Source organism: Dictyobacter formicarum (genome assembly GCF_016587435.1).
Genome location: NZ_BNJJ01000008.1, coordinates 79,281 through 99,172, shown reverse-complemented (window position 1 = coordinate 99,172; position 19,892 = coordinate 79,281). Strand labels below are relative to the sequence as shown.

The 19,892-nt window shown below is 52.7% G+C and carries 12 protein-coding genes, 2 rRNA genes and 2 pseudogenes; 10 read left to right on the top strand and 6 right to left on the bottom strand.

Annotated elements, in window-relative coordinates:
- Positions 1 to 49 precede the first annotated feature (49 nt).
- Positions 50 to 1,717 (bottom strand): annotated as a pseudogene (locus JMI88_RS41140) (IS1182 family transposase).
- 413 nt (positions 1,718 to 2,130) lie between these two features.
- Here JMI88_RS41140 and JMI88_RS15235 point away from each other — a divergent pair.
- From JMI88_RS15235 to JMI88_RS15200, 8 genes and pseudogenes are all read left to right on the top strand, one after another.
- Positions 2,131 to 2,304 carry a hypothetical protein gene (locus JMI88_RS15235; protein WP_201362741.1) on the top strand — a complete coding sequence of 58 codons (174 nt, stop codon included), beginning with the start codon at positions 2,131 to 2,133 and terminating at the stop codon, positions 2,302 to 2,304.
- A gap of 481 nt (positions 2,305 to 2,785) precedes the next feature.
- Entirely contained in the window at positions 2,786 to 3,340 is a 555-nt protein-coding gene (locus tag JMI88_RS15230) for an arsenate reductase ArsC (RefSeq protein ID WP_236022927.1), read from the top strand.
- 144 nt (positions 3,341 to 3,484) lie between these two features.
- Positions 3,485 to 3,871, top strand: a complete 387-nt coding sequence (locus JMI88_RS15225; RefSeq protein WP_201362739.1) for a VOC family protein — start codon at positions 3,485 to 3,487, stop codon at positions 3,869 to 3,871.
- Between the two features lie 8 nt (positions 3,872 to 3,879).
- Positions 3,880 to 4,302, top strand: coding sequence for a hypothetical protein (locus JMI88_RS15220; protein ID WP_201362737.1), 423 nt, complete (start codon positions 3,880 to 3,882; stop codon positions 4,300 to 4,302).
- A gap of 27 nt (positions 4,303 to 4,329) precedes the next feature.
- A complete protein-coding gene (locus JMI88_RS40680; RefSeq protein WP_373323850.1) occupies positions 4,330 to 4,776 on the top strand; it encodes a DUF6223 family protein in 447 nt (148 codons plus the stop codon).
- A gap of 533 nt (positions 4,777 to 5,309) precedes the next feature.
- Positions 5,310 to 7,033, top strand: a pseudogene (ureC, locus tag JMI88_RS40675) (urease subunit alpha).
- Between the two features lie 61 nt (positions 7,034 to 7,094).
- Entirely contained in the window at positions 7,095 to 7,832 is a 738-nt protein-coding gene (gene ureG, locus JMI88_RS15205; RefSeq protein WP_201362734.1) for an urease accessory protein UreG, read from the top strand.
- A gap of 127 nt (positions 7,833 to 7,959) precedes the next feature.
- Entirely contained in the window at positions 7,960 to 8,367 is a 408-nt protein-coding gene (locus JMI88_RS15200) for a hypothetical protein (RefSeq protein WP_201362733.1), read from the top strand.
- 165 nt (positions 8,368 to 8,532) lie between these two features.
- On the opposite strand, the gene JMI88_RS15195 is transcribed toward JMI88_RS15200, so the two are convergent.
- The 3 genes from JMI88_RS15195 to thiO all read right to left on the bottom strand — a co-directional run bounded on the left by JMI88_RS15195 (position 8,533) and on the right by thiO (position 15,075).
- Positions 8,533 to 11,496 (bottom strand): 23S ribosomal RNA (locus JMI88_RS15195).
- A gap of 309 nt (positions 11,497 to 11,805) precedes the next feature.
- A 16S ribosomal RNA gene (locus tag JMI88_RS15190) occupies positions 11,806 to 13,286 on the bottom strand.
- The 16S and 23S rRNA genes sit together here, the layout of an rRNA operon.
- A gap of 640 nt (positions 13,287 to 13,926) precedes the next feature.
- Positions 13,927 to 15,075 carry a glycine oxidase ThiO gene (gene thiO / locus JMI88_RS15185; protein ID WP_201362732.1) on the bottom strand — a complete coding sequence of 383 codons (1,149 nt, stop codon included), beginning with the start codon at positions 15,073 to 15,075 and terminating at the stop codon, positions 13,927 to 13,929.
- Between the two features lie 554 nt (positions 15,076 to 15,629).
- On the opposite strand from thiO, the gene JMI88_RS15180 reads away from it, so the two are divergent.
- A complete protein-coding gene (locus JMI88_RS15180; RefSeq protein ID WP_201362731.1) occupies positions 15,630 to 17,597 on the top strand; it encodes a S9 family peptidase in 1,968 nt (655 codons plus the stop codon).
- Positions 17,598 to 17,735: 138 nt separating this feature from the next.
- Here the strand turns inward: JMI88_RS15180 and JMI88_RS15175 are convergent, their stop codons facing one another.
- Complete coding sequence (locus tag JMI88_RS15175; protein WP_201362730.1) at positions 17,736 to 18,131, bottom strand: response regulator; 396 nt, start codon at positions 18,129 to 18,131, stop codon at positions 17,736 to 17,738.
- A gap of 379 nt (positions 18,132 to 18,510) precedes the next feature.
- Between JMI88_RS15175 and JMI88_RS15170 the strand changes: the two genes are divergently transcribed.
- Positions 18,511 to 19,425 carry a glycosyltransferase gene (locus JMI88_RS15170; RefSeq protein WP_201362729.1) on the top strand — a complete coding sequence of 305 codons (915 nt, stop codon included), beginning with the start codon at positions 18,511 to 18,513 and terminating at the stop codon, positions 19,423 to 19,425.
- Between the two features lie 55 nt (positions 19,426 to 19,480).
- Here JMI88_RS15170 and JMI88_RS15165 read toward each other — a convergent pair whose 3' ends face one another.
- Entirely contained in the window at positions 19,481 to 19,747 is a 267-nt protein-coding gene (locus JMI88_RS15165) for a metal-sensitive transcriptional regulator (RefSeq protein ID WP_201362728.1), read from the bottom strand.
- Positions 19,748 to 19,892: the final 145 nt, after the last annotated feature.

Below are 19,892 nucleotides of genomic sequence, written 5' to 3'. Positions count from 1 at the left end.
ACGCCTTACAGGACTTTGTTGGCGAATAGCACCACCAATCGACACGATGTTAGGCCACTCCTTGTGTGTACCAAATAGGGTGTAAGGCAAGACGCATAAAATGGGATTGACGTGTCTTGCCTCGAGGCGTCGACGTCAACATCGCGTCGATCCGCACGAGATTGATGGCAACAGCAGTCGCCACGTGTTGGATCTGTGTCTTTTGCAAGCCATCATAGCGCGAGCGGCGTAACCCCTGGGCTCGCACCGCTTGTGAGATCGTTCCCTCAATGCCAGCTCGCGCCTGATACGCTTGCCGAAACGCTGAGGTCTCTTGTTCTTGTCGTCGCGCTTGCAAAGCTTCATGCGCTCCTTGGGGACGCAGATGCAGCACCCGACCCGTCGTCACGGAGCGCGTACAATCCCGGCGCACCGGACAGTCGGCACAGGTCGCCGTCGCGAAGACCATTTCCATGCGTTCACCTGCCTGGCTCAGGCGAGCACTGGTGTGTCCTTGAGGGCACGTCGCCTGTCCACGCACCCAATCAATGGAAAAGCTTCCCACGTCAAAGCCCTTGCCTGCTTTGGCTTGCCAACTGGTATCGGGCATCGTGGGACCCAACAGTTTCATGCCGTGTGCTTGGCTGCTCACCAGCAGGTCTGCATTGACATAGCCCGTATCCACAATCTGCTCGTCTGGGATGAGATGCGCTTTGGCCAGTCCGGCTTGAATGCTCGTGGTCATGTCGATGTCCTGAATGGGAGCTACCGTCGTCTGCACCTGGACAATCAAGTGAGGATGGGCCCCATCATCAGGCAACCCGCACGTTTCGGTGAGATGCACTTTGTATCCCAACCACGTGGTTTCCCGCTTTTTGCCGGTGCGCGCCTCTTGATCATAGGGAGAACGAATGATCCCCTTCGTCGATCCCTCTTGTGGTCCTGCACGCCATGTCACCTTGCCACCAGCCAGATCATACTACTGCTGCCACACCTGCCGCAGAATCTGGACACACGCCAGCTCGTTGAGCCTCTCAGGAGCGTCGGGCTGCTCAAGGGCCTGCAGCAGATGCACCCCATCGGCCCCAATCTGCTGGGCCAGGGCTTTGCGCTGCTGTTCCGCTTTGGGTAAGCGATAGTTCTCGACCCGATGTCTGTAGCGTTCAAACCACTGCGGTGTGATGTGCTCGACCAACCAATCGGGAGCCCGTGAAGCCAGTTCCTCCAGGGTCGCCCGCAGCGTTTCTCCCACACATTCGAGATTGGAGAGGGAGCGAATACGCGCGAGCACATGGGTGGAGTCGGTGCGTTGCTTGCCTCCCGCTTTGAGCCACCCACGTTCTTGACAGACCTGCAGGAGCCGATCGAGCAGGAGGGTTTCTTGCTGGCTTTCAATCAAACGTGTGCGAAACTCAGATAAGAGGGAGAAATCAAAGCCTGCATCGGTAAGCGCTAAGCCTAAGGCATATTTCCAATCGATGCGCTCGCGCACCGCGTTGGCGGCTTGGCGGTCGGTAAGACCCTCGGCATACTGCAGCACGGTGACGAGAGCTACTCTCCACGGTTCATAGGCAGGCTGCCCGGTGGCTGGATAGAGAGCGGCAAAGTGCCTATCCTGATAGAGGTCGCTGAGTGTATCGCGCAAACGCATCGCCAGCGTGCCTTTCCGGCAGGCAGCGTGGGCCACACGGGCCGTTTCTTCAGGGATCGAGCCCAATTCGTGTGCGTACATTGACATCGACAGTCTCCTCTGTTCTGTTTTTTCCTCTATTTTATCTCACGTGAGTATTTCTTTTATTCGCCAACAAAGTCTTCTGTGTAAAGCACTGCGAAAATGCTTGCCGCCAACTCAAGCCAGTTCTGCCGTTGTTTTTCCGACCAGACACTATGCGCGGGCGGTAAGTCGCGTAAGAGGCCCCGTAAAAGGGGATGCGAAAGCGCAACTTCTTCGATACGACGCAGATCAATGAGGGTTGTTAACGGTTACCCAATTTACTACTTATCGGGTCCCGACATGTTTCCCCGGCAAAACCCCCGCTAAGCAAGAAGGGAAATACCCGAGCCACAGCCCTTCCTCTTGACTTTTCACCCTCACTTGGGTATAGTTTTCTTAAACCAGTTTGCTTCAAATGAGATTAAGAGAAAAAGGATATGCAACCAATAGAACGGCAAGCCCCAGCGGTGCTCAAATTGCTGACACATGACCTGCGCTGGACTCTCCTCCAACAGCTTGTGCGCAGTGATTACCGGGTGGCAGAACTCGTTGAACAGGTGGAGCAACCACTCAACCTGGTCTCCTACCACTTACGCCTGTTACACTGGTAAATGGCGCGAATGTTCGACAATTTTTGAGCCGAAATGTGGGAATTCGGCGCGAATGTTGGGAATCGAGCATTGGTTGCCTGGACATATGGCTCCAGAAGCGGCTCACAGCACTCGTCATTTGTAAATTCACGGGCTTGATGATTGGGAAATTTCCGCTTTTTCTGGTCGAAGGGAGGCCAAAGATTGAATGACATGCTCGATGTCGAATCTTCCTTGTAGGTGCTGGTGCTGGTAATGCGCGAGATGCGCAGCACGCTAGTCTCCCGAATTTACAAAAACGGTGCGAGATAATCCGCCTCTGGAGTGGTTTCTCCAGGTTCTCAATGGTCGATTCCTATGTTTCACGCCAATTTCCTATGTTTCGCCTTAAAAATCGTCGAACATTCGCGCTACTTACTAGTTACGTCGGGCTGGTCTCGTTCGTGAGCGGCGCAGTACCGCTGATGAGCGCTCGTTTTACTACAGCCTGAACCTGGAACGCATGCATACGTTTTATCTGGAAGCGGCGTCGAGCCTGCATCCGAGCCTAGGCGAGGAGATTACACCAGGAAGCCGCGCACATTGGTCCATAGCTCTCCCCGCGCCGCGCCTCCTGTTTCTCTGTACGAGCAACAGCGCACGCTCTCAAATGGCTGAGGCGCTTGTGCATCACCTGGGCCAGGGACAGGTCCAGGCGGTGAGTGCTGGGAGTCATCCTGCCCAGGCGGTCCATCCGTTGGCGATCCGCACGCTTGCCCGGCGGGGCATCCAGATGAGCCTGTCCGTGCCCAAATCCTTGGAGCTGTTTGTGGGTCAGTCGTTTGATCGCGTGATCACGCTCTGTGATCGGGTTCGCGAGCGCTTTCCCACCTGGGGAGACTCGTCGCCGACTCATTGGAGTTTGCCTGATCCTAGCACGGCAGAAGGATCGGAAGCGGAGCGACAACAGGTCTTCGATCAGTTGGCTCTCCAGTTGGACGTGCGTATTCGGTTGCTGCTCGCCGAGCGTTCGCAAGAGCACCAGGAGACGGTTTCGGGACAGCAGACCGCAAGCTAAGCACCCTTCAACCCAGCTGCGGGCTGGAAACGAGAAGAGCATATGAGAGCAGGACAAGCAGGACCGCGCGCCTCGTCAAACTGGGGAAAGGTTTCAGCATCGGACCCATCGAAGGGGTTTGTTTTTGAAGGAAAGGAACAAGCTATGGCACGCATTCGCTATATGATTAAGGATGTCGATCAAGCCATTGACTTCTACACGCGCCATTTGGGATTTACATTGGAACACAGCGCCAGTCCGGCGATGGCCTTCGTGACGCGAGGAGATCTCCATCTGCTGCTCAGTGGCCCGCAAAGCTCTGGAGCGCGTCCTCTGCCTGACGGGCAGCGTCCCTCCCCTGGCGGTTGGAATCGCCTGGTCATTGAGGTGGAGCATCTGCCAGCCGTGATGGAGACACTCAAAGAGGCCGGAGTCCCCTTCCGTCGCGATAAAATCGTCAGGGGGCCAGGAGGCCAGCAAATCAGGATTGAAGATTCCTCAGGCAATCTCATTGAACTCTTTGAGCCAGCGGGCCTCCCACCTCGCCCTTAACGCGTCTCGTGACTCTGAAAGATCCGGGAACCTTGCTCACCCACAGGACGCGCCATGAGATTCATGGCGCACCCGCGCAAGGGCCTGGTTGGGGTATCGCTCTGGAAGCTGGAACCTTCCGCTCGGCCTCACGGGCGATACGTGTCCATCCCAGCCATAAAACTGGTGGGAGCAGGATCATGATCCTGGTCGAGAGAGAAGCTGGTCTCCGGGAGGACGATAGCTCGCGCGCCTCGACAGCAGCGCGCGAGGAGAACACAAAGCAAGCGAGGCATTCCACCAGGAGAATGGTACTACGCGCACCAGTTTCATGGCTGGGATGTACACCCAAGGCAATCATGGAAGTTGAACAATGGGCAAAGAGCATGATGCAGCTTTGGGAACAGCGCCTTGATGCTGTGGATAAAGCAGTGAAAGTCGAAAAGCGCTAGAAGAATAATTAAGAGGTAATCAATCATATGCAAAACACTCAACCTGTGAAACGAATCTTCACTTTTATTCTCGCCTTCCTGGCTGCAATCGTCCTGTTCGGGGTGCTCGGGGAGGCCGTGCTGATGGCCACGCACCTTTCCGATCCAGCCGCCACCACGGTTTACGGCCCGACCCCCCAGCGACTCTGGGCCACCACGGCCGCTACACTGGGGCTGATCGCCCTGGTCATCGGTTGGCGGGCCCTGAGGCGTCCCGCCAGTCGTTTCGGCACCGCCTCCAGGCGACGCGGAGCCATCGTGGCCCTGGTGCTAGGGCTCATCGTCGCAGTCAATGGCGGGCTGGTTTTGGCCCTGGCCACCGGTGGTCTCGGCACTGGCAACGGAGTAGCTGGTGGTGCCGCGGCGTTGGTGCTGGGGCTGATCGCCCTGCCCATCGGTGGGCTGGCTCTGGGCCGATCCCGCCGCACCAGCTAGAGGAGGAAGAGTTTATTCCTGTGACCATGCTGGCAGTTGGACGAGCTTTCGCAACGCTTCTCGTGTTCGTTGTCGTCATGGCCTATTAGAGGTAGGCTCAGGATATATGTAAAACTCTATCAGAAGCGAGATCCTAGTGATAGCATTTTACACGTATCCTGGGCTTACCTCAACTAGAGATATCGGTAGATACCCATGTCTGCCAAATCTGCAAACACCTGGCCTTGATCAGCCAAAGTCAATGCTAGCAAAATCGATATCGCCCTTGCTAAACTTGCCACACCTGACAGGATTCAACATATTGCCACTACCCATAACCATGGGAATCCTTTAGTATGTACAAAACAACCACATGATGCTCCCTATCAAATACCAATCTTTCGTTTTCACGGTATACTAGAGAAAGACTCTCATCGAACAAAGGTGACCAGCAACATCACAAACGTCCTTCGTCACAGGAATATTTGTGGATCGCAGGATAATCATGAGCAAGACACTCAGCTATTATAAATATTAACGAGAGGGCAACACGTATGAGCTTACGCATCCCTCGCCAGATGTATGCTGATCTCTATGGTCCCACGACCGGCGATCGCGTACGGCTGGCTGATACCGAGTTACTGATTGAGATTGAAAAGGATTATACCGTTTACGGCGACGAAATCACCTTCGGTGGCGGCAAGGTGATCCGCGATGGCATGGGCCAGAGCAGTCGCGCCACCCGCGAGGGAACTCCTGGCACCCTGGATCTCGTAATCACCAACGCGATCATTATCGACCACTGGGGCATCGTCAAAGGGGATATCGGCATTCGGGATGGACGCATCGTCAAGGTCGGAAAAGCCGGCAATCCCGATACGATGGACGGCGTTGATCCTGAACTCGTGGTCGGCTCCGGAACCGAGGTGATTGCTGGTGAGAATATGATCGTGACGGCTGGTGGAATCGACTCGCACATCCACTTTATTTCTCCACAACAGGTCTATGAGGCGATGTCCAACGGCATCACGACCATGATTGGCGGTGGTACGGGTCCCGCAACGGGCACCAATGCGACCACCTGTACGCCAGGAGCCTGGAATCTGGCACGCATGCTGCAAGCAGCAGAACATTGGCCTGTCAATTTCGGCTTTCTTGGCAAAGGGAATACCTCAACAAGTGAGCCATTGGAAGAGCAGGTGCTTGCAGGAGCCTGTGGGCTCAAATTACACGAAGACTGGGGCACCACACCGGCCGCGATTGATGCCTGTCTTAAAATCGCGGACCAATATGATATCCAGGTAGCTATTCATACTGATACGATTAATGAGGCCGGATTTGTAGAGGATACGATTGAGGCCATCGGCCAGAGGACGATCCACACCTATCATACCGAAGGGGCCGGGGGGGCCACGCGCCCGACATTATCCGCATAGCTTCATATCAGAATATTCTGCCATCCTCGACCAATCCTACGATGCCTTTTACTATAAATACATTAGCCGAACACTTAGACATGTTAATGGTCTGCCACCACCTTAATCCACAGGTGCCTGAAGATGTTGCTTTTGCTGAGAGTCGCATCCGACCCGAAACCATTGCCGCTGAGGATATTTTGCACGATCTAGGGGTCTTCAGCATGCTCTCCAGTGACTCGCAGGCTATGGGGCGAATTGGAGAAGTCATTACGCGCACATGGCAAACTGCACATAAAATGAAGGTACAACGTGGTCCGCTGGCACCTGATAGTAGCCGCAATGATAATTTTCGCGTTAAGCGCTATGTGGCCAAATATACAATCAATCCGGCCATCACACACGGAGTGTCGCGATATATCGGCTCAATTGAGCCGGGTAAACTGGCCGATATTGTGCTCTGGAGGCCAGCTATGTTTGGGGTAAAGCCAGAAATGATTGTCAAAGGCGGCTTCATTTCATGGAGTGCGATGGGAGATGCCAACGCGTCTATACCCACACCGCAACCGGTACTCTATCGTCCTATGTTTGGTTCCTTCGGTCAGGCAACGGCTGCGACCAGTCTGACCTTTGTCTCCAAAGCAGCTCTGGAGGCTGGCTTACCGGGCAAAATTGGACTACAAAAGCAGGCGGTGGCGGTGGACAATTGTCGCCATATCGGTAAAGCAAACATGATTCATAATGCTGCTACACCCGATATTGAGGTTGATCCAGAAACCTATGAGGTGCGAGCGGATGGCGAACTACTGACCTGCGAACCGGCCGAGGTTCTGCCGCTGGCGCAGCGCTACTTCTTGTTTTAAACTGGATGGTCAAATCGATGCGCTCCCTGACTTTTTGACAGGATAAAGAGAAGAGGACTACATGACTGATACTAATTTTACGCGGGCCTTTCGTGTGGGTATTGCTGGTCCGGTTGGCAGTGGCAAGACTGCGCTGGTAGATCGTTTGAGTCGGCGGCTCTGGCCACGATATAGTCTGGCGGTTGTCACCAATGACATCTATACGCGGGAAGATGCTGAATTTCTTTTGCGCCAGGGTACGCTGCCTCAGGAGCGTGTGCGCGGCGTAGAGACAGGGGGCTGCCCTCACGCGGCTATTCGGGAAGATGCCTCGATGAATCTTGAAGCCATTGCCGATCTGGAAGAAAGCCTACCTGGACTCGAATTGATCTTTGTCGAAAGTGGCGGCGATAACCTGGCGGCCGCTTTTAGTCCCGAGCTGGTTGATGTCGCGATCTATGTCATCGACGTATCGGGAGGAGACAAAATACCGCGTAAAGGTGGTCCCGGCATTATGCGTTCGGACCTGCTGGTTATCAATAAAATCGACCTGGCTCCCTATGTGGGCGCCTCGCTCGAAGTTATGGATCGGGATGCTCGCCTCAAACGTGGTGAGCGGCCGTTTGTGTTCACTAATCTCAAGGAAGAAATTGGGCTTGACACTATTATTGCCTGGCTTGAGCAACAATTTCGTGTCCCTCCGCACCAGCGGCGCAGCATCATTGATGCTCATGTGCCCTATGTGGGGCAGCCCCATAACCATAGTCATGAGGATGAGCCAAGCCATAACCATCAACACAATCACACCCATACCTTTTAAGTAAAGGGCTATTTAGCGCTATAGTAAGGAAGGAACCTGCATGCCAATGATGGTCCATCTAACATCAGAGAAAAATGTCAGGTATATCTTACAGGCTGGGATTAAAGGGAGATGGGGAGTATATTGTATGCCGATGCTCCAGAATCACTATATCTCATATCAGTGGCTGCGCGAACTCAAACGCAATGGGCAACGCACCTATATTGCAGTCTATTTCCGCCTGACCAACAAGGAGATTGTTTCCGTTGGCCGCTATAACCATCCTCATCAGCAGGTGCCGCTTAGTCAGGCGATTGCGATGATCATGCAAGTCAAAGATCCGCAGGGATATGAGATTATTGTGCCGCGAAAAATTGAGAAGAAAGAGATTAGCAAGGTGCGCCCGATCTCACAGTTGCACGGCTGGCGTTATATGCCCCATGCCCATGGCCGATCTTTCTGTAACTGCCCTACCTGTATTCCAAGAGGCCAGATCAAATCAAGGGCGCTCCGTGAACGTTACAATAATGGCATTACCAGAAGTGGCTCAAATTGAGCCGCTTCTGAATATTAGGAAAACAAAAAAGACCTTACTTCTGCCAAGTAAGATCTCTCTGGTTCTGCACAACTGCATACGATCTATCCTCAATTTTGCCGAGCCAGCAGTCAGCCGAGCTGAAGCCGAGGGCACTCACGCGCTCCATGATGAAGATACAATGGGTGAAACAAGCCGTACGATCATTAGGGCGACTTCGCTCCGCCTGTTACCAGGTGTCCACGTGTCGTCTATTTACCAGGTCGTCTTCCTGGGATCTTGATTCTCCGCAGAGAATGGGAGAACTCGTCTTGGGTGCGGCTTCGCGCTTAGATGCTTTCAGCGCTTATCCCTTCTCGACATAGCTATCCAGCTCTGGCCCGGGCAGGCCAACTGGCACACCAGCGGTCGAGCCATCTCGGTCCTCTCGTACTGGAGATGACGCCCCTCAATTCTCCTTCGCCCACGACGGATAGAGACCGAACTGTCTCGCGACGTTCTGAACCCAGCTCGCGTGCCGCTTTCATGGGCGAACAGCCCAACCCTTGGGACCTACTCCAGCCCCAGGATGCGACGAGCCGACATCGAGGTGCCAAACCTTGCCGTCGATGTGAACTCTTGGGCAAGATAAGCCTGTTATCCCCGGGGTAGCTTTTATCCGTTGAGCCACACTCCTTCCACTCGGGAATGTGGGATCACTAAGCCCGACTTTCGTCCCTGCTCGACCTGTCCGTCTTGCAGTCAAGCTCCCTTGTGCCTTTACACTCTTATGGGTGATGTCCATCCACCCTGAGGGAACCTTTGGGCGCCTCCGTTACTCTTTGGGAGGCGACCGCCCCAGTCAAACTACCCGCCTGATCCTGTCCACGTCCCGGCTCACGGTGACGTGTGAGAAACAAAACACACCGAGAGTGGTATTTCACTGCTGTCTCCCCTACCCCCACAAGGGTAGGTTCTCCGACTCCCACCTATGCTACGCACGCTCTGCCTCGTTTCCGGGTCAAGGTGTAGTAAAGCTCCACGGGGTCTTTTTGTCCTGTCGTGGGTAACCCGTATCTTCACGGGTACTTCAATTTCGCCGAGTCCTCTGTCGAGACAGTGCTCAACTCGTTACTCCTTTCGTGCGGGTCGGAACTTACCCGACAAGGAATTTCGCTACCTTAGGACCGTTATAGTTACGGCCGCCGTTCACCGGGGCTTAGATTCGCAGCTACGCACACCGCTCCTCGTAACCTTCCGGCACTGGGCAGGAGTCAGCCCCTATACTTCCGCTTGCGCGTTCGCAGAGACCTGTGTTTTTGGTAAACAGTCGGTTGAGCCAATTTCTTGCAACCCCCTCACCCCCAGGCAAACCTGAAAGCTACTAGGGCACCCCTTCTTCCGAAGGTACGGGGTCAATTTGCCGAGTTCCTTAACAGAGGGTCGCTCGATCACCTGGGGAGTGTTCCCCCTGCCTACCTGTGTCGGTGTGCGGTACGGGCGGAGACGACTCTGGCGAGAGGCTTTTCTTGGCGGCCTAGGGGCCGATGACTTCCGCGGACTTGTCGTCCGCTCGCTGCACGTGTCATGCACAGGAAACCGGGATTTGCCTCGGTTTCGCACTTCAACGCACAGACCCATCCTGTCCAATCGATGGGCTCACCTTCCTTACCGCGTCCCCCCATTGCTCCTAACGAGCATCTCCGGTGCAGGAATCTCTGACCTGCTTTCCATCGCCTACGACTGTGACGTCCTCGGCTTAGGACCCGACTCACCCTGGGACGATTGACGGTGCCCAGGAACCCTCAGGCATTCGGTGTGTCTGGTTATCACAGACATGACGCTACTCATTCCGGCATTCTCACTTCTGTTCGCTCCACCAGTCCTCGCGGTCTGGCTTCTCTGCCCAACAGAACGCTCCCCTACCAATCCACCTTGCGATGGATTCCATGGCTTCGGTACCATACTTGAGCCTCGATACGTTGTCGGTGCCACGACACTCGACCAGTGAGCTATTACGCACTCTTTAAATGGTGGCTGCTTCTAAGCCAACATCCTGGCTGTTTGGGCGTTGTGACCCCCTTTGACACTAAGCATGGATTTGGAGACCTTAGCCGATGGTCTGGGCTGTTTCCCTTTTGACGACGAAGCTTAGCCCCCGCCGTCTCACTTGCATGCATGCTGTCCTGGCATTCGCAGTTTGCTTGGGTTTGGTAACCTGCACGAGGCCCCTAGCCCATCCAGAGCTCTACCTCCAGGATAGTACAACATACAGCTGTACCTCAATACATTTCGGGGAGAACCAGCTATCTCCGTGTTCGATTGGAATTTCTCCCCTATCCACAAGTCATCCCCCAGTTTTGCAACACTGGTGGGTGCGAGCCTCGACGGACTGTCACATCCGCTTCACTCTGCTCATGGATAGCTCACACGGTTTCGGGTCGCATCGCCGCAACATCCGCCCTCTTCAGACTCGGTTGCCCTGGGGCTCCCCAGCTTTAGCGCTGGTTAACCAGGCTACGACGATGCACTCGCCGGATCATTCTACAAAAGGCACGCCATCAGCCCTTGGTCCCGCAACGGAACAGTGGCCTCTGACTGCTGGTGAGTACGTGGTTTCAGGGTCTCTTTCATCCCCCTCTCGGGGTGCTTTTCACCTTTCCCTCACGGTACTTGTTCGCTATCGGTCGCTAAAGATGTGTAGCCTTGGAGGGTGGTCCCCCCAGCTTCCCACAAGATTGCACGTGTCTCGTGGTACTCAGGATCCCGACCCAGTCCCCTCGCTCGTCCTCTACGAGACTCTCACTCGCTCTGGTCACGCTTTCCAACGTGTTCAAGTAAGCCAGGGTCCTTTGTTGTCGGTCCTACAACCCCACTGGTTCCGAAGAACCACTGGTTTGGGCTCTTCCCGGTTCGCTCGCCACTACTACGGGAATCTCGGTTGATTTCTGTTCGTCGAGTTACTGAGATGTTTCAGTTCACCCACTGCCCCCCGTCACTGCCTATGTGTTCAGCAGGCGGTCTCCAGACATCACTCTGGAGGAGTTGCCTCATTCGGATTCTCGGGGTTCATCGCTTGTATGCAGCTCCCCCGAACGTTTCGCCGGTCTCCGCGTCCTTCTTCGGTCTTTAGCGCCAAGGCATCCACCTCGTACTCTGTGTAGCTTGTTCTCTTCGTTTCTTCATCATGTATGTGAATGCTTGTTCGTGTCGTTGGTTGGATGACTCCAACCAGACGACCCTCTGCTTCAACTCTCGCTGACCTTCTTGGCTCAGCAAAATTGAAGATAGATCGTATTCAGTTGTTCAGGTGCACTGTTGGCCATCATGCTCCCCTGAGAGCAGACGCTGTACCCCAACAGCTCAAGAGTGGAAACCAGCTTCGCTTCTGGCAACACAGCGACCGTGTCCTGTTCGACCTGGAAGTGGGACAATCATGTACGTTGGAAGTATCTTCCAACCCTTGTCCAAGCTCCCTAGAAAGGAGGTGATCCAGCCGCACCTTCCGGTACGGCTACCTTGTTACGACTTCACCCCAATCACTGACCCCACCCTCGACGCTTGCCCCCCCGAAGGGTTAGCCCAGCGGCTTCAGGTGTTGCCAACTTTCGTGGTGTGACGGGCGGTGTGTACAAGACCCGGGAACGTATTCACCGTAGTGTGCTGACCTACGGTTACTAGCAACTCCAACTTCATGGAGGCGGGTTGCAGCCTCCAATCTGAACTGAGGCCAGGTTTGACGAGATTAGCTCCCCCTTGCGGGTTGGCCACTCTTTGTCCTGACCATTGTAGCGTGTGTGTCGCCCAAGGCGTAAGGGCCGTGCTGACTTGACGTCATCCCCGCCTTCCTCCATTTTGAAATGGCAGTTTCGTTAGAGAAGTTCAACTAACGACAGGGGTTGCGCTCGTTGCGGGACTTAACCCAACATCTCACGACACGAGCTGACGACAGCCATGCAGCACCTGTGAACCCGCTCCGAAGAGACAGCCCGTTACGGCTGGTGCAAGTTCATGTCAAGCCTTGGTAAGGTTCTTCGCGTTGCATCGAATTAAACCACACGCTCCGCTGCTTGTGCGGGTCCCCGTCAATTCCTTTGAGTTTTAATCTTGCGACCGTACTCCCCAGGCGGACCACTTACTGTGTTAACTGCGACACTGAAGGGGTCGATACCCCCAACGTCTAGTGGTCATCGTTTACGGCTAGGACTACCAGGGTATCTAATCCTGTTCGCTCCCCTAGCTTTCGCACCTGAGCGTCAGGTACTTCCCAGGACACTGCCTTCGCCATTGGTGTTCCTCCGGATATCTACGCATTTCACCACTCCACCCGGAATTCCGTGTCCCTCTGAAGCCCTCAAGTCAAACAGTTTCCATCGTACTTCGTCAGTTGAGCCGACGACTGTCACCACAGACTAATCTGACCGCCTGCGTGCGCTTTACGCCCAGTAACTCCGGACAACGCTCGCCTCCTACGTATTACCGCGGCTGCTGGCACGTAGTTAGCCGAGGCTGATTCCTCTGGTACCGTCCGTTCTCGTCCCAGAGAAAAGCAGTTTACAACCCGAAGGCCGTCATCCTGCACGCGGCGTTGCTCGTTCAGGGTTGCCCCCATTGACGAAAATTCCTCACTGCTGCCCCCCGTAGGAGTCTGGGCCGTTCTCAATCCCAGTGTGGCTGATCGTCCTCTCAGACCAGCTATCGATCGTCGCCTTGGTAGGCCATTACCCCACCAACCAACTAATCGAGCGCAGGCTCATCTCCGGGCGCTCTTGCGAGCTTTGCTCGTTGCCGAGCGTATGCGGTATTGTCGGCGATTTCTCGCCGGTATTCCTCACCCGGAGGCAGATAACCCACGTGTTGCTCACCCGTCCGCCACTCCCTTATTGCTAAGGGCGTTCGACTTGCATGTGTTAGGCACGCCGCCAGCGTTTATCCTGAGCCAGGATCAAACTCGCCATCCAATTGTTTTTTTATAGACACATATCTCTGCAAGATATGTGAAACAGCATGGTAAGTTGCGATCATGGCCAAGTTACATAACATTGGCTTGTTTCGCAGATTCTATGGTCACCATCGCAGGGGAACTGCGTTGGGACCGAATTGACAGGAACTGGTTACTTGTATTGTTGTTCCAGTTGCTGTTCTGCTTTCCACTCTTCAGTTGTCAAGGTACCCGGCTGATAAAACCGTTGTTTCACCAGTGGACAAGCGTTTGTTCTTTTTTCGTTCGCTTGTCTCGTGTGCTGTAGTATCGCATATCCATTGTGCTTTGTCAAGCGGTTTTCCAACCACTTTTTGGCTGGCTCCGAAATCTCGTTTTCTCGCTGCCCCGCGCTTTCCTGATCAATATAACAACCCAAGAAAGGCAATAAAAACCATGGGTTGGCTGTATACAAGGAAACTCGGGAGAGAGGGATTACCATCTCGAAGAGGAGCCACATTACCGTGGCGGATGCGAAGGGACAGGAGCACACATCCCGATAGGTTTAGAGTAGTGTGATTGTCTCGTTTCGACAGCTCGCTGATTATGCCATAGTGGTATTATTCTGTCAAGCAATTCGGCCATCTCTTTTTGTAATACCCCAAAAGTCATATTCGATCTTATTTCTCTGTCAAACTATGGGCATCATCTTTATGAAAACGTGTGGCTTGAAATGGCTGCAGGAGGGCTGGTAGCCGTCCCGTGACAATATATTCGGCAATACTACGACCAGTTAAAGGGCTCAGCAGAATACCAATACCATTATGTCCACACGCCAGCACCAGGTTTTCCCAGCCATTCACCGGTCCAAAAATGGGATGGCTATCTGGTGTTGCGGGACGGATACCGGCCCAGCTACGTTCTATATCCTGAGTAGATAAGGTTGGGATGAGTCGTAGTGCCTTTTTATATAGTTGATCAGTCTCTGCATGGGTTACGGCAATAGAAAAACCCTTCTCCTCTTTGGTGGCACCCACCAGAATTTCGTTGTTTCTAGGAATAACGTAGATAGATTCGCCAAAGATTATGTGCTGCAAGCTCGGTTTCAGCATGGGTAGAGCGATCATCTGCCCTTTAAGGGGATGGACAGGAAGGTTAATGCCGATCGATGAACTTAACTGGTCCGACCAGGCGCCCGCCGTTAGCACCAGGTGCTTACACGTTATGATGCCTCCCTGTGAAGTTTCTACACCCACAACTTTTTTCCCATTGTGCAGCAATCTGACAACAGGTGTTTGTGTATGCAGCTGCGCTCCCAGCTTACCGGCGGCGATCGCGTACGCCTGTACCAGTTGTGCGGCATTAATTTGCGCTTCTGCCGGCACATAGATCGCACCACATACATTGGGGGCAAGCCATGGCTCGCGCTGTCGTGCCTCGTCTCCATTTAACCAGGCGAGCTTGAGATCAAACGCTTGCCAGGTCTCAAAACGTTGCTTGAGACGCGCCAATCTCCTGGCATTACGAGCAACACGGATGGAGCCGGTCTGTGTATAGCCCAACTGCAATCCGCTCATGCCTTCTAGTTCTGGAACCAGGGCTGGAAATTGCTGAAAACTGGCAAGCAGCAGATCGGCAAAGGCTCCTTGTCCGGGAATAGGACCCAGGGGCGCGAGTAGTCCTGCAGCAGCACCAGAGGCTTGCTGGCCGATCTCTCCACGCTCAAAGAGCATAACCTCTCTATTGGCTTTACGTAAAAAATAAGCAATTGAGCAGCCGATTACCCCACCGCCAATAATGATTACATCCGTTGTTTGCTGGATCGCCATCGTTTATTCCCAATCATTTACATTTAACTATTCAAAACTGAATAATAGCAGCAAGATCACGTTCAATGCAATATCAGTAATGAAGGAATTTGGTAGAGAGGGAAAATACTGCAGAGGTGGCAGAGAGTTAGGTTTACAGAACAAGAGAATATCAAGTACCAGTAAGGATGCAGCGTTAGCGCGATCCATGCTGTACGGATGCCATACTCCCGCAGAGATCAGAGTATCATACAGATGTCCACAAAAACTGGCATTTATGCTCACTGGTACTATCAAGTTCCTCTGCAGCATCATCATCAGTATAGAACTAAGTTGTATAGAATATGTGATGAAAAGTTCAAATTTTTATAAAGTGTCTTCTTTATCTGCATAAACTTTCAGCTCGAGTTTCAGATTTTATCAGCATACACAAATGGTAAAGAAGAAGATATACTTAAGTATACCAGGATTTAAAGGAGAGGCTTGCTCTCCTGCACCTACCTTATTTTTTGTGGCCGGTTCTAGCTAGCATCTCTGCAGCTTAGATGGATATGAAAAAAAGAGAAATGAGTCGTATGAGTATCACTCACAGTAGTCATCAATCAGCTTCGAAAACATCGGTTCAAAAACAAACTATTACGCCTAAAACTGTTTTTAGCGTTCGCGCAGCTTCCAATGCAGTAATTTCACCCGATGGTACAAAAATTGCCTTTCTGCTGGGCGAATGGTTACCAGGACAGGATAAATACCAGAATCGGCTGTGGATAACGGATGCAGAGAATGGGGATCCTCAACCATTAACAAAAGGTGTGCGCAAAGATAGTGCTCCCGCCTGGTCTCCGGATGGTCGCACAATTGCCTTTGCTTCAAAGGTTGAGAGCGAGAAAGGCAATAATCATGCTCAGCTCTATTTAAAAGATGTACAGACGGGTGATGAGCGCCAGGTCTGTTCTCTGCCCAATGGTATTAGTAATGTTTCCTGGTCGCCAGATGGGAAATACATTGCATTTTGCTCGGTGGAAGGCGATCCTCAACCACAGGATCCATTGGTCCAGTATACCGATCAAGGACGCCATACACGTCTGTGGACGGTGCGCCCAGATTATGACATTGCTGAGCCAGTGACCCCCAATGGCTTGACAGTCTGGCACTATGCCTGGTCGCCCGATAGTCAGCATTTTGCCCTGTATTATGCGACGGGTCCAAATGAAACAGATTGGTATCGTGGTCAGATTGGTCTGGTAGCTGCCCATGGTGGCGCGATTCACCAGGTTAGCCAGTTGACGCGCCAGGCCTTTGCGCTTACATGGTCCCCGGATGGGACACGCCTGGCTTATGTTTCCGGCGAATGGAGCGATCCTGATCGTGGCGGGGGCGACATTTTTGTTCATTCTCTGACCGATAATCAGGTCCGCAATCTCACACCCGGCGTCGATTGGAGTCCAACATGGCTGAAGTGGCATCCGGACGGTCAGCGGATACTTTGCGCTGGCTGGGATGGCCTGACTGCACGGGTGGCGTTGCTCGAAGAGGCCAGCGGCACATTCACTACGGTCTCGGATAACTTTTTGTTGGGCGAGCGTGGGTGGCCCCATCTTTCTGCCACCCCCGATCTGCGCAAGGTGGCGGCTACTCATTCAGAGGACCATCCAAATGACGTCTGGCTGGGCGACCTGCCGCTTGACAGCCAGCACACACCTACGATTACCTGGCATCGCCGCTCACAGTTAAATCCTATCGCGGAAGAAACGCTGGCACTGGCCACCACGGAGAAAATTCACTATGAAAGCGTTGATGGTTGGTCGATTGAAGCACTGGTAACCTGGCCTAAAAAGACTAGTGACACAACTCTACCGCCGCTTGTGGTCCATGTTCATGGTGGTCCCTCGGGCGTCTGGCAGAGTGATTGGGATTCATATCGTTCCCAGGTTCTGGCTGCCGCTGGCTATGTGGTGCTCCGGCCCAATATTCGTGGCAGTATGGGTAGGGGTGTCGCGTTCGCCGATGCGGTCATTGGCGATATGGGCGGAAAAGACCTACAGGATGTGCTCAAAGGAGTCGAGTACCTCGTCAATCGGCAGCTTGTCGATGGTCAGCGTATCGGCATCATGGGCTGGAGTTACGGTGGCTTTATGACGGCATGGGCGGTTACGCAAACCAGGCTGTTCAAGGCCGCCATTATGGGTGCGGGTATCAGTGATTTTCATAGCTTCCATGCACAAACCAATATCCAGGATTGGGATATGCGCTTTCTGGGTCAGATCGGCAAACCAGCCAACCCACTTACTAACGCCAGCACGTATCGCGAACGTTCACCTATCACCTATGCCAACCATGTCCAGACCCCAACGTTAATTGTCCATGGTGATAAAGATGCCTGCGTCCCGGTCAATCAGGCGTATGCTTTTTATCGTGCCCTCCAGGAGCAAACGGTGCCAACCGAACTGGTAACCTATCCACGTGAAGGCCATGGGCTGACCGAACGAAAACATGTACTAGACTATATGCAGCGCACCCTCGACTGGTTTAAGCACTACCTTTAATCACACACATCCCCCGCAACAGCTTTCATGCACAATCGAGCCTATCCGTTGTCTAGGGATAGGCTCTTTAGCTCAGAGCCTGGATCTGCCGCGACGTATAAGATGACGTGATGTACTTCATTCAGTCAATAATCAGGATTACTGGTTGGTGATCTGGCTGATTAACTGCCGCAGCGTGCGTGGTACAAAAGGTTTGCGTAACAAGGGTACGTCATCAGGTAGAATATACCGGAATTGTTCCAGGGTAGGCCCGCTCACCGCCGTAACGATAATGACTGGCAATTGCCAGGATTCAAATTCCTTACGAATGGCAAAGAATACATCCGCGCCAGTCATTGTGCCTGGCAAAAAGAGATCCAATATAACCAGATCGTATGGCACTTCTTGTGGGTATGGCGAAGAAGTGGGAGGGAAAATCGCTTCCAGCATAGATACGCCAGTGCTATGAGCAGTAACTATATGCCCATCCATTTTTAGGGTCGTAGATAAAAAAGCCAGGATGGCCGGATTATCATCCAGAACTCCAATATTCACTGTTCTTACTCCCCCTGGTAAAAAAATATAGTAAAAAAACATAAAGGCAGTGTTACAAATATGCCTATGTAATTGATCATTAGTATAATTTTTCCTGTTAGTCGGGCTAGGCGAGGATTTTTTAAATTCTTATGTTACTCGTTACTATAGCGAAGTTTTTCGTTCAAAACTGTGAAATACTTAACAATAAAGCTATGGGATTTTTACTTTATGTGTATTTTTTATTGGTTGCTTCAAGGTCCTGGAAGGAGGTCCTATTGGCTTGACCAGGTTAAAAGACTCAAGTAGAGTAAAGCGCGTGTTGATTTATCAGCTAACTTTTTAGCACTATCTGAGCGTAAACTCTGTTCCAGGTTCGCCGCATAGTCTGGGGGAAATCATGATCAGTGGCATTCTTACTGCATATAAAGAGCCAAGGACTGTTGGAGTCGCCATTAAGGCATTACTAGAGCAAGATTGGCCAGAGGCTTATGAGATTCTGGTGGTGTGTCCGGATGAGGAAACGGCCAGGGTTGTGCAGATATTTACTGAGTGCTATCCACAGGTAAAACGCCTGGTTGATCAAGGTCAGGGCAAGCCGGCGGCCCTTAATCTGGCGCTCTCTCAAATCCAGGGACGTATCTGTGTGTTCACAGATGGAGATGTCGTGATACGGGAGGGGGCGATTTCAGCTCTGCTGGCTCCTTTCGATAATTCACAGTGTGGCGCTGTGACGGGTCGACCAGTTTCTGCTAATTCTCGTTCCTCCATGCTTGATTATTGGTCACACCTGCTAACCGATGCGGGTGCACATTATATACGTACCCGTCGCGCGCAGCAACAACAGTATCTGGATTGTTCAGGCTATCTGTACGCGGCCCGCAGTGAATTACTCTCATCCCTTCCGCTAGAAACACTGGCTGACGATGCTTTTATCTCCCAGTTGATCTGGCAGCAAGGCTATAGTATCGATTACGCGCCTAAGGCTCGGGTAGCGGTGCGCTATCCTACCACCTATCGGGATTGGTTGCTACAGAAAGTACGCAGCAGTGCGGGTGCGGCACAAACTCCCCAGCCGCTGCGTGCCGATAACAAAAAGTATGTACGTCCACCTGAGCATATGCGCTCACTAAAACGCGAGGCGTTGGCTGGCTTTCGCTCGTCGCTCGCTTATCCACAAACCAACTATGAGCTATGGTGGACCTGGTGCCTCTTCCTGGCGCGTATACACCTCTGGCTCTGTGTCTGGGCTGAGTTACATCTTAAGCATCGATCCTATCAGGACATCTGGCAACGTGTCGAAACAACCAAGTAGCCGCGACACATCAATATTGAAAATTGAAAAGGACAAACATCTGCATAACAGGGCGTTAACGATTACCAGCCAGGTTGTATAACTGAATAAGCTCATCAATAACGCCCTGCTCGCTACCACTCTTGATGCCCTCCGGCACACAATGCTGCAGGTGTTTCTCGAGAATCAGAGCTTCCAGTTTTTCGATGGCTTTACGCACTGCATAGGTTTGTCGCAATATATCAACACAATATTTGTCCTCTTCAATCATTTTGCGAATACCATTCAAATGTCCATCGATATAGTTGAGCCTCTTCAGCACATCTGTCTTGTCAGCCTGCATGCTTTTCTCCCTTCTCGCAATACCCCCAGGGGAGGGGTCGTGTTCTGACTCAGTATACACCTCCTACCCAAAGATTGCAAACGCACAAAAGATAACTTATGCATCAGGCCATTGCTTTTTATATACATTCCGTGTATGTTTATTA

Excerpts from the sequence above, each read along its gene's own strand:
- JMI88_RS15170 (WP_201362729.1), top strand. The coding sequence starts at position 18,511 with ATGATCAGTGGCATTCTTACTGCATATAAAGAGCCAAGGACTGTTGGA.
- JMI88_RS15235 (WP_201362741.1), top strand. The coding sequence starts at position 2,131 with ATGCAACCAATAGAACGGCAAGCCCCAGCGGTGCTCAAATTGCTGACA.
- JMI88_RS15165 (WP_201362728.1), bottom strand. The coding sequence starts at position 19,747 with ATGCAGGCTGACAAGACAGATGTGCTGAAGAGGCTCAACTATATCGAT.
- JMI88_RS15200 (WP_201362733.1), top strand. The coding sequence starts at position 7,960 with ATGCCGATGCTCCAGAATCACTATATCTCATATCAGTGGCTGCGCGAA.
- JMI88_RS15225 (WP_201362739.1), top strand. The coding sequence starts at position 3,485 with ATGGCACGCATTCGCTATATGATTAAGGATGTCGATCAAGCCATTGAC.
- thiO (WP_201362732.1), bottom strand. The coding sequence starts at position 15,075 with ATGGCGATCCAGCAAACAACGGATGTAATCATTATTGGCGGTGGGGTA.
- JMI88_RS40680 (WP_373323850.1), top strand. The coding sequence starts at position 4,330 with ATGCAAAACACTCAACCTGTGAAACGAATCTTCACTTTTATTCTCGCC.
- ureG (WP_201362734.1), top strand. The coding sequence starts at position 7,095 with ATGACTGATACTAATTTTACGCGGGCCTTTCGTGTGGGTATTGCTGGT.
- JMI88_RS15230 (WP_236022927.1), top strand. The coding sequence starts at position 2,786 with ATGCATACGTTTTATCTGGAAGCGGCGTCGAGCCTGCATCCGAGCCTA.
- JMI88_RS15180 (WP_201362731.1), top strand. The coding sequence starts at position 15,630 with ATGAGTATCACTCACAGTAGTCATCAATCAGCTTCGAAAACATCGGTT.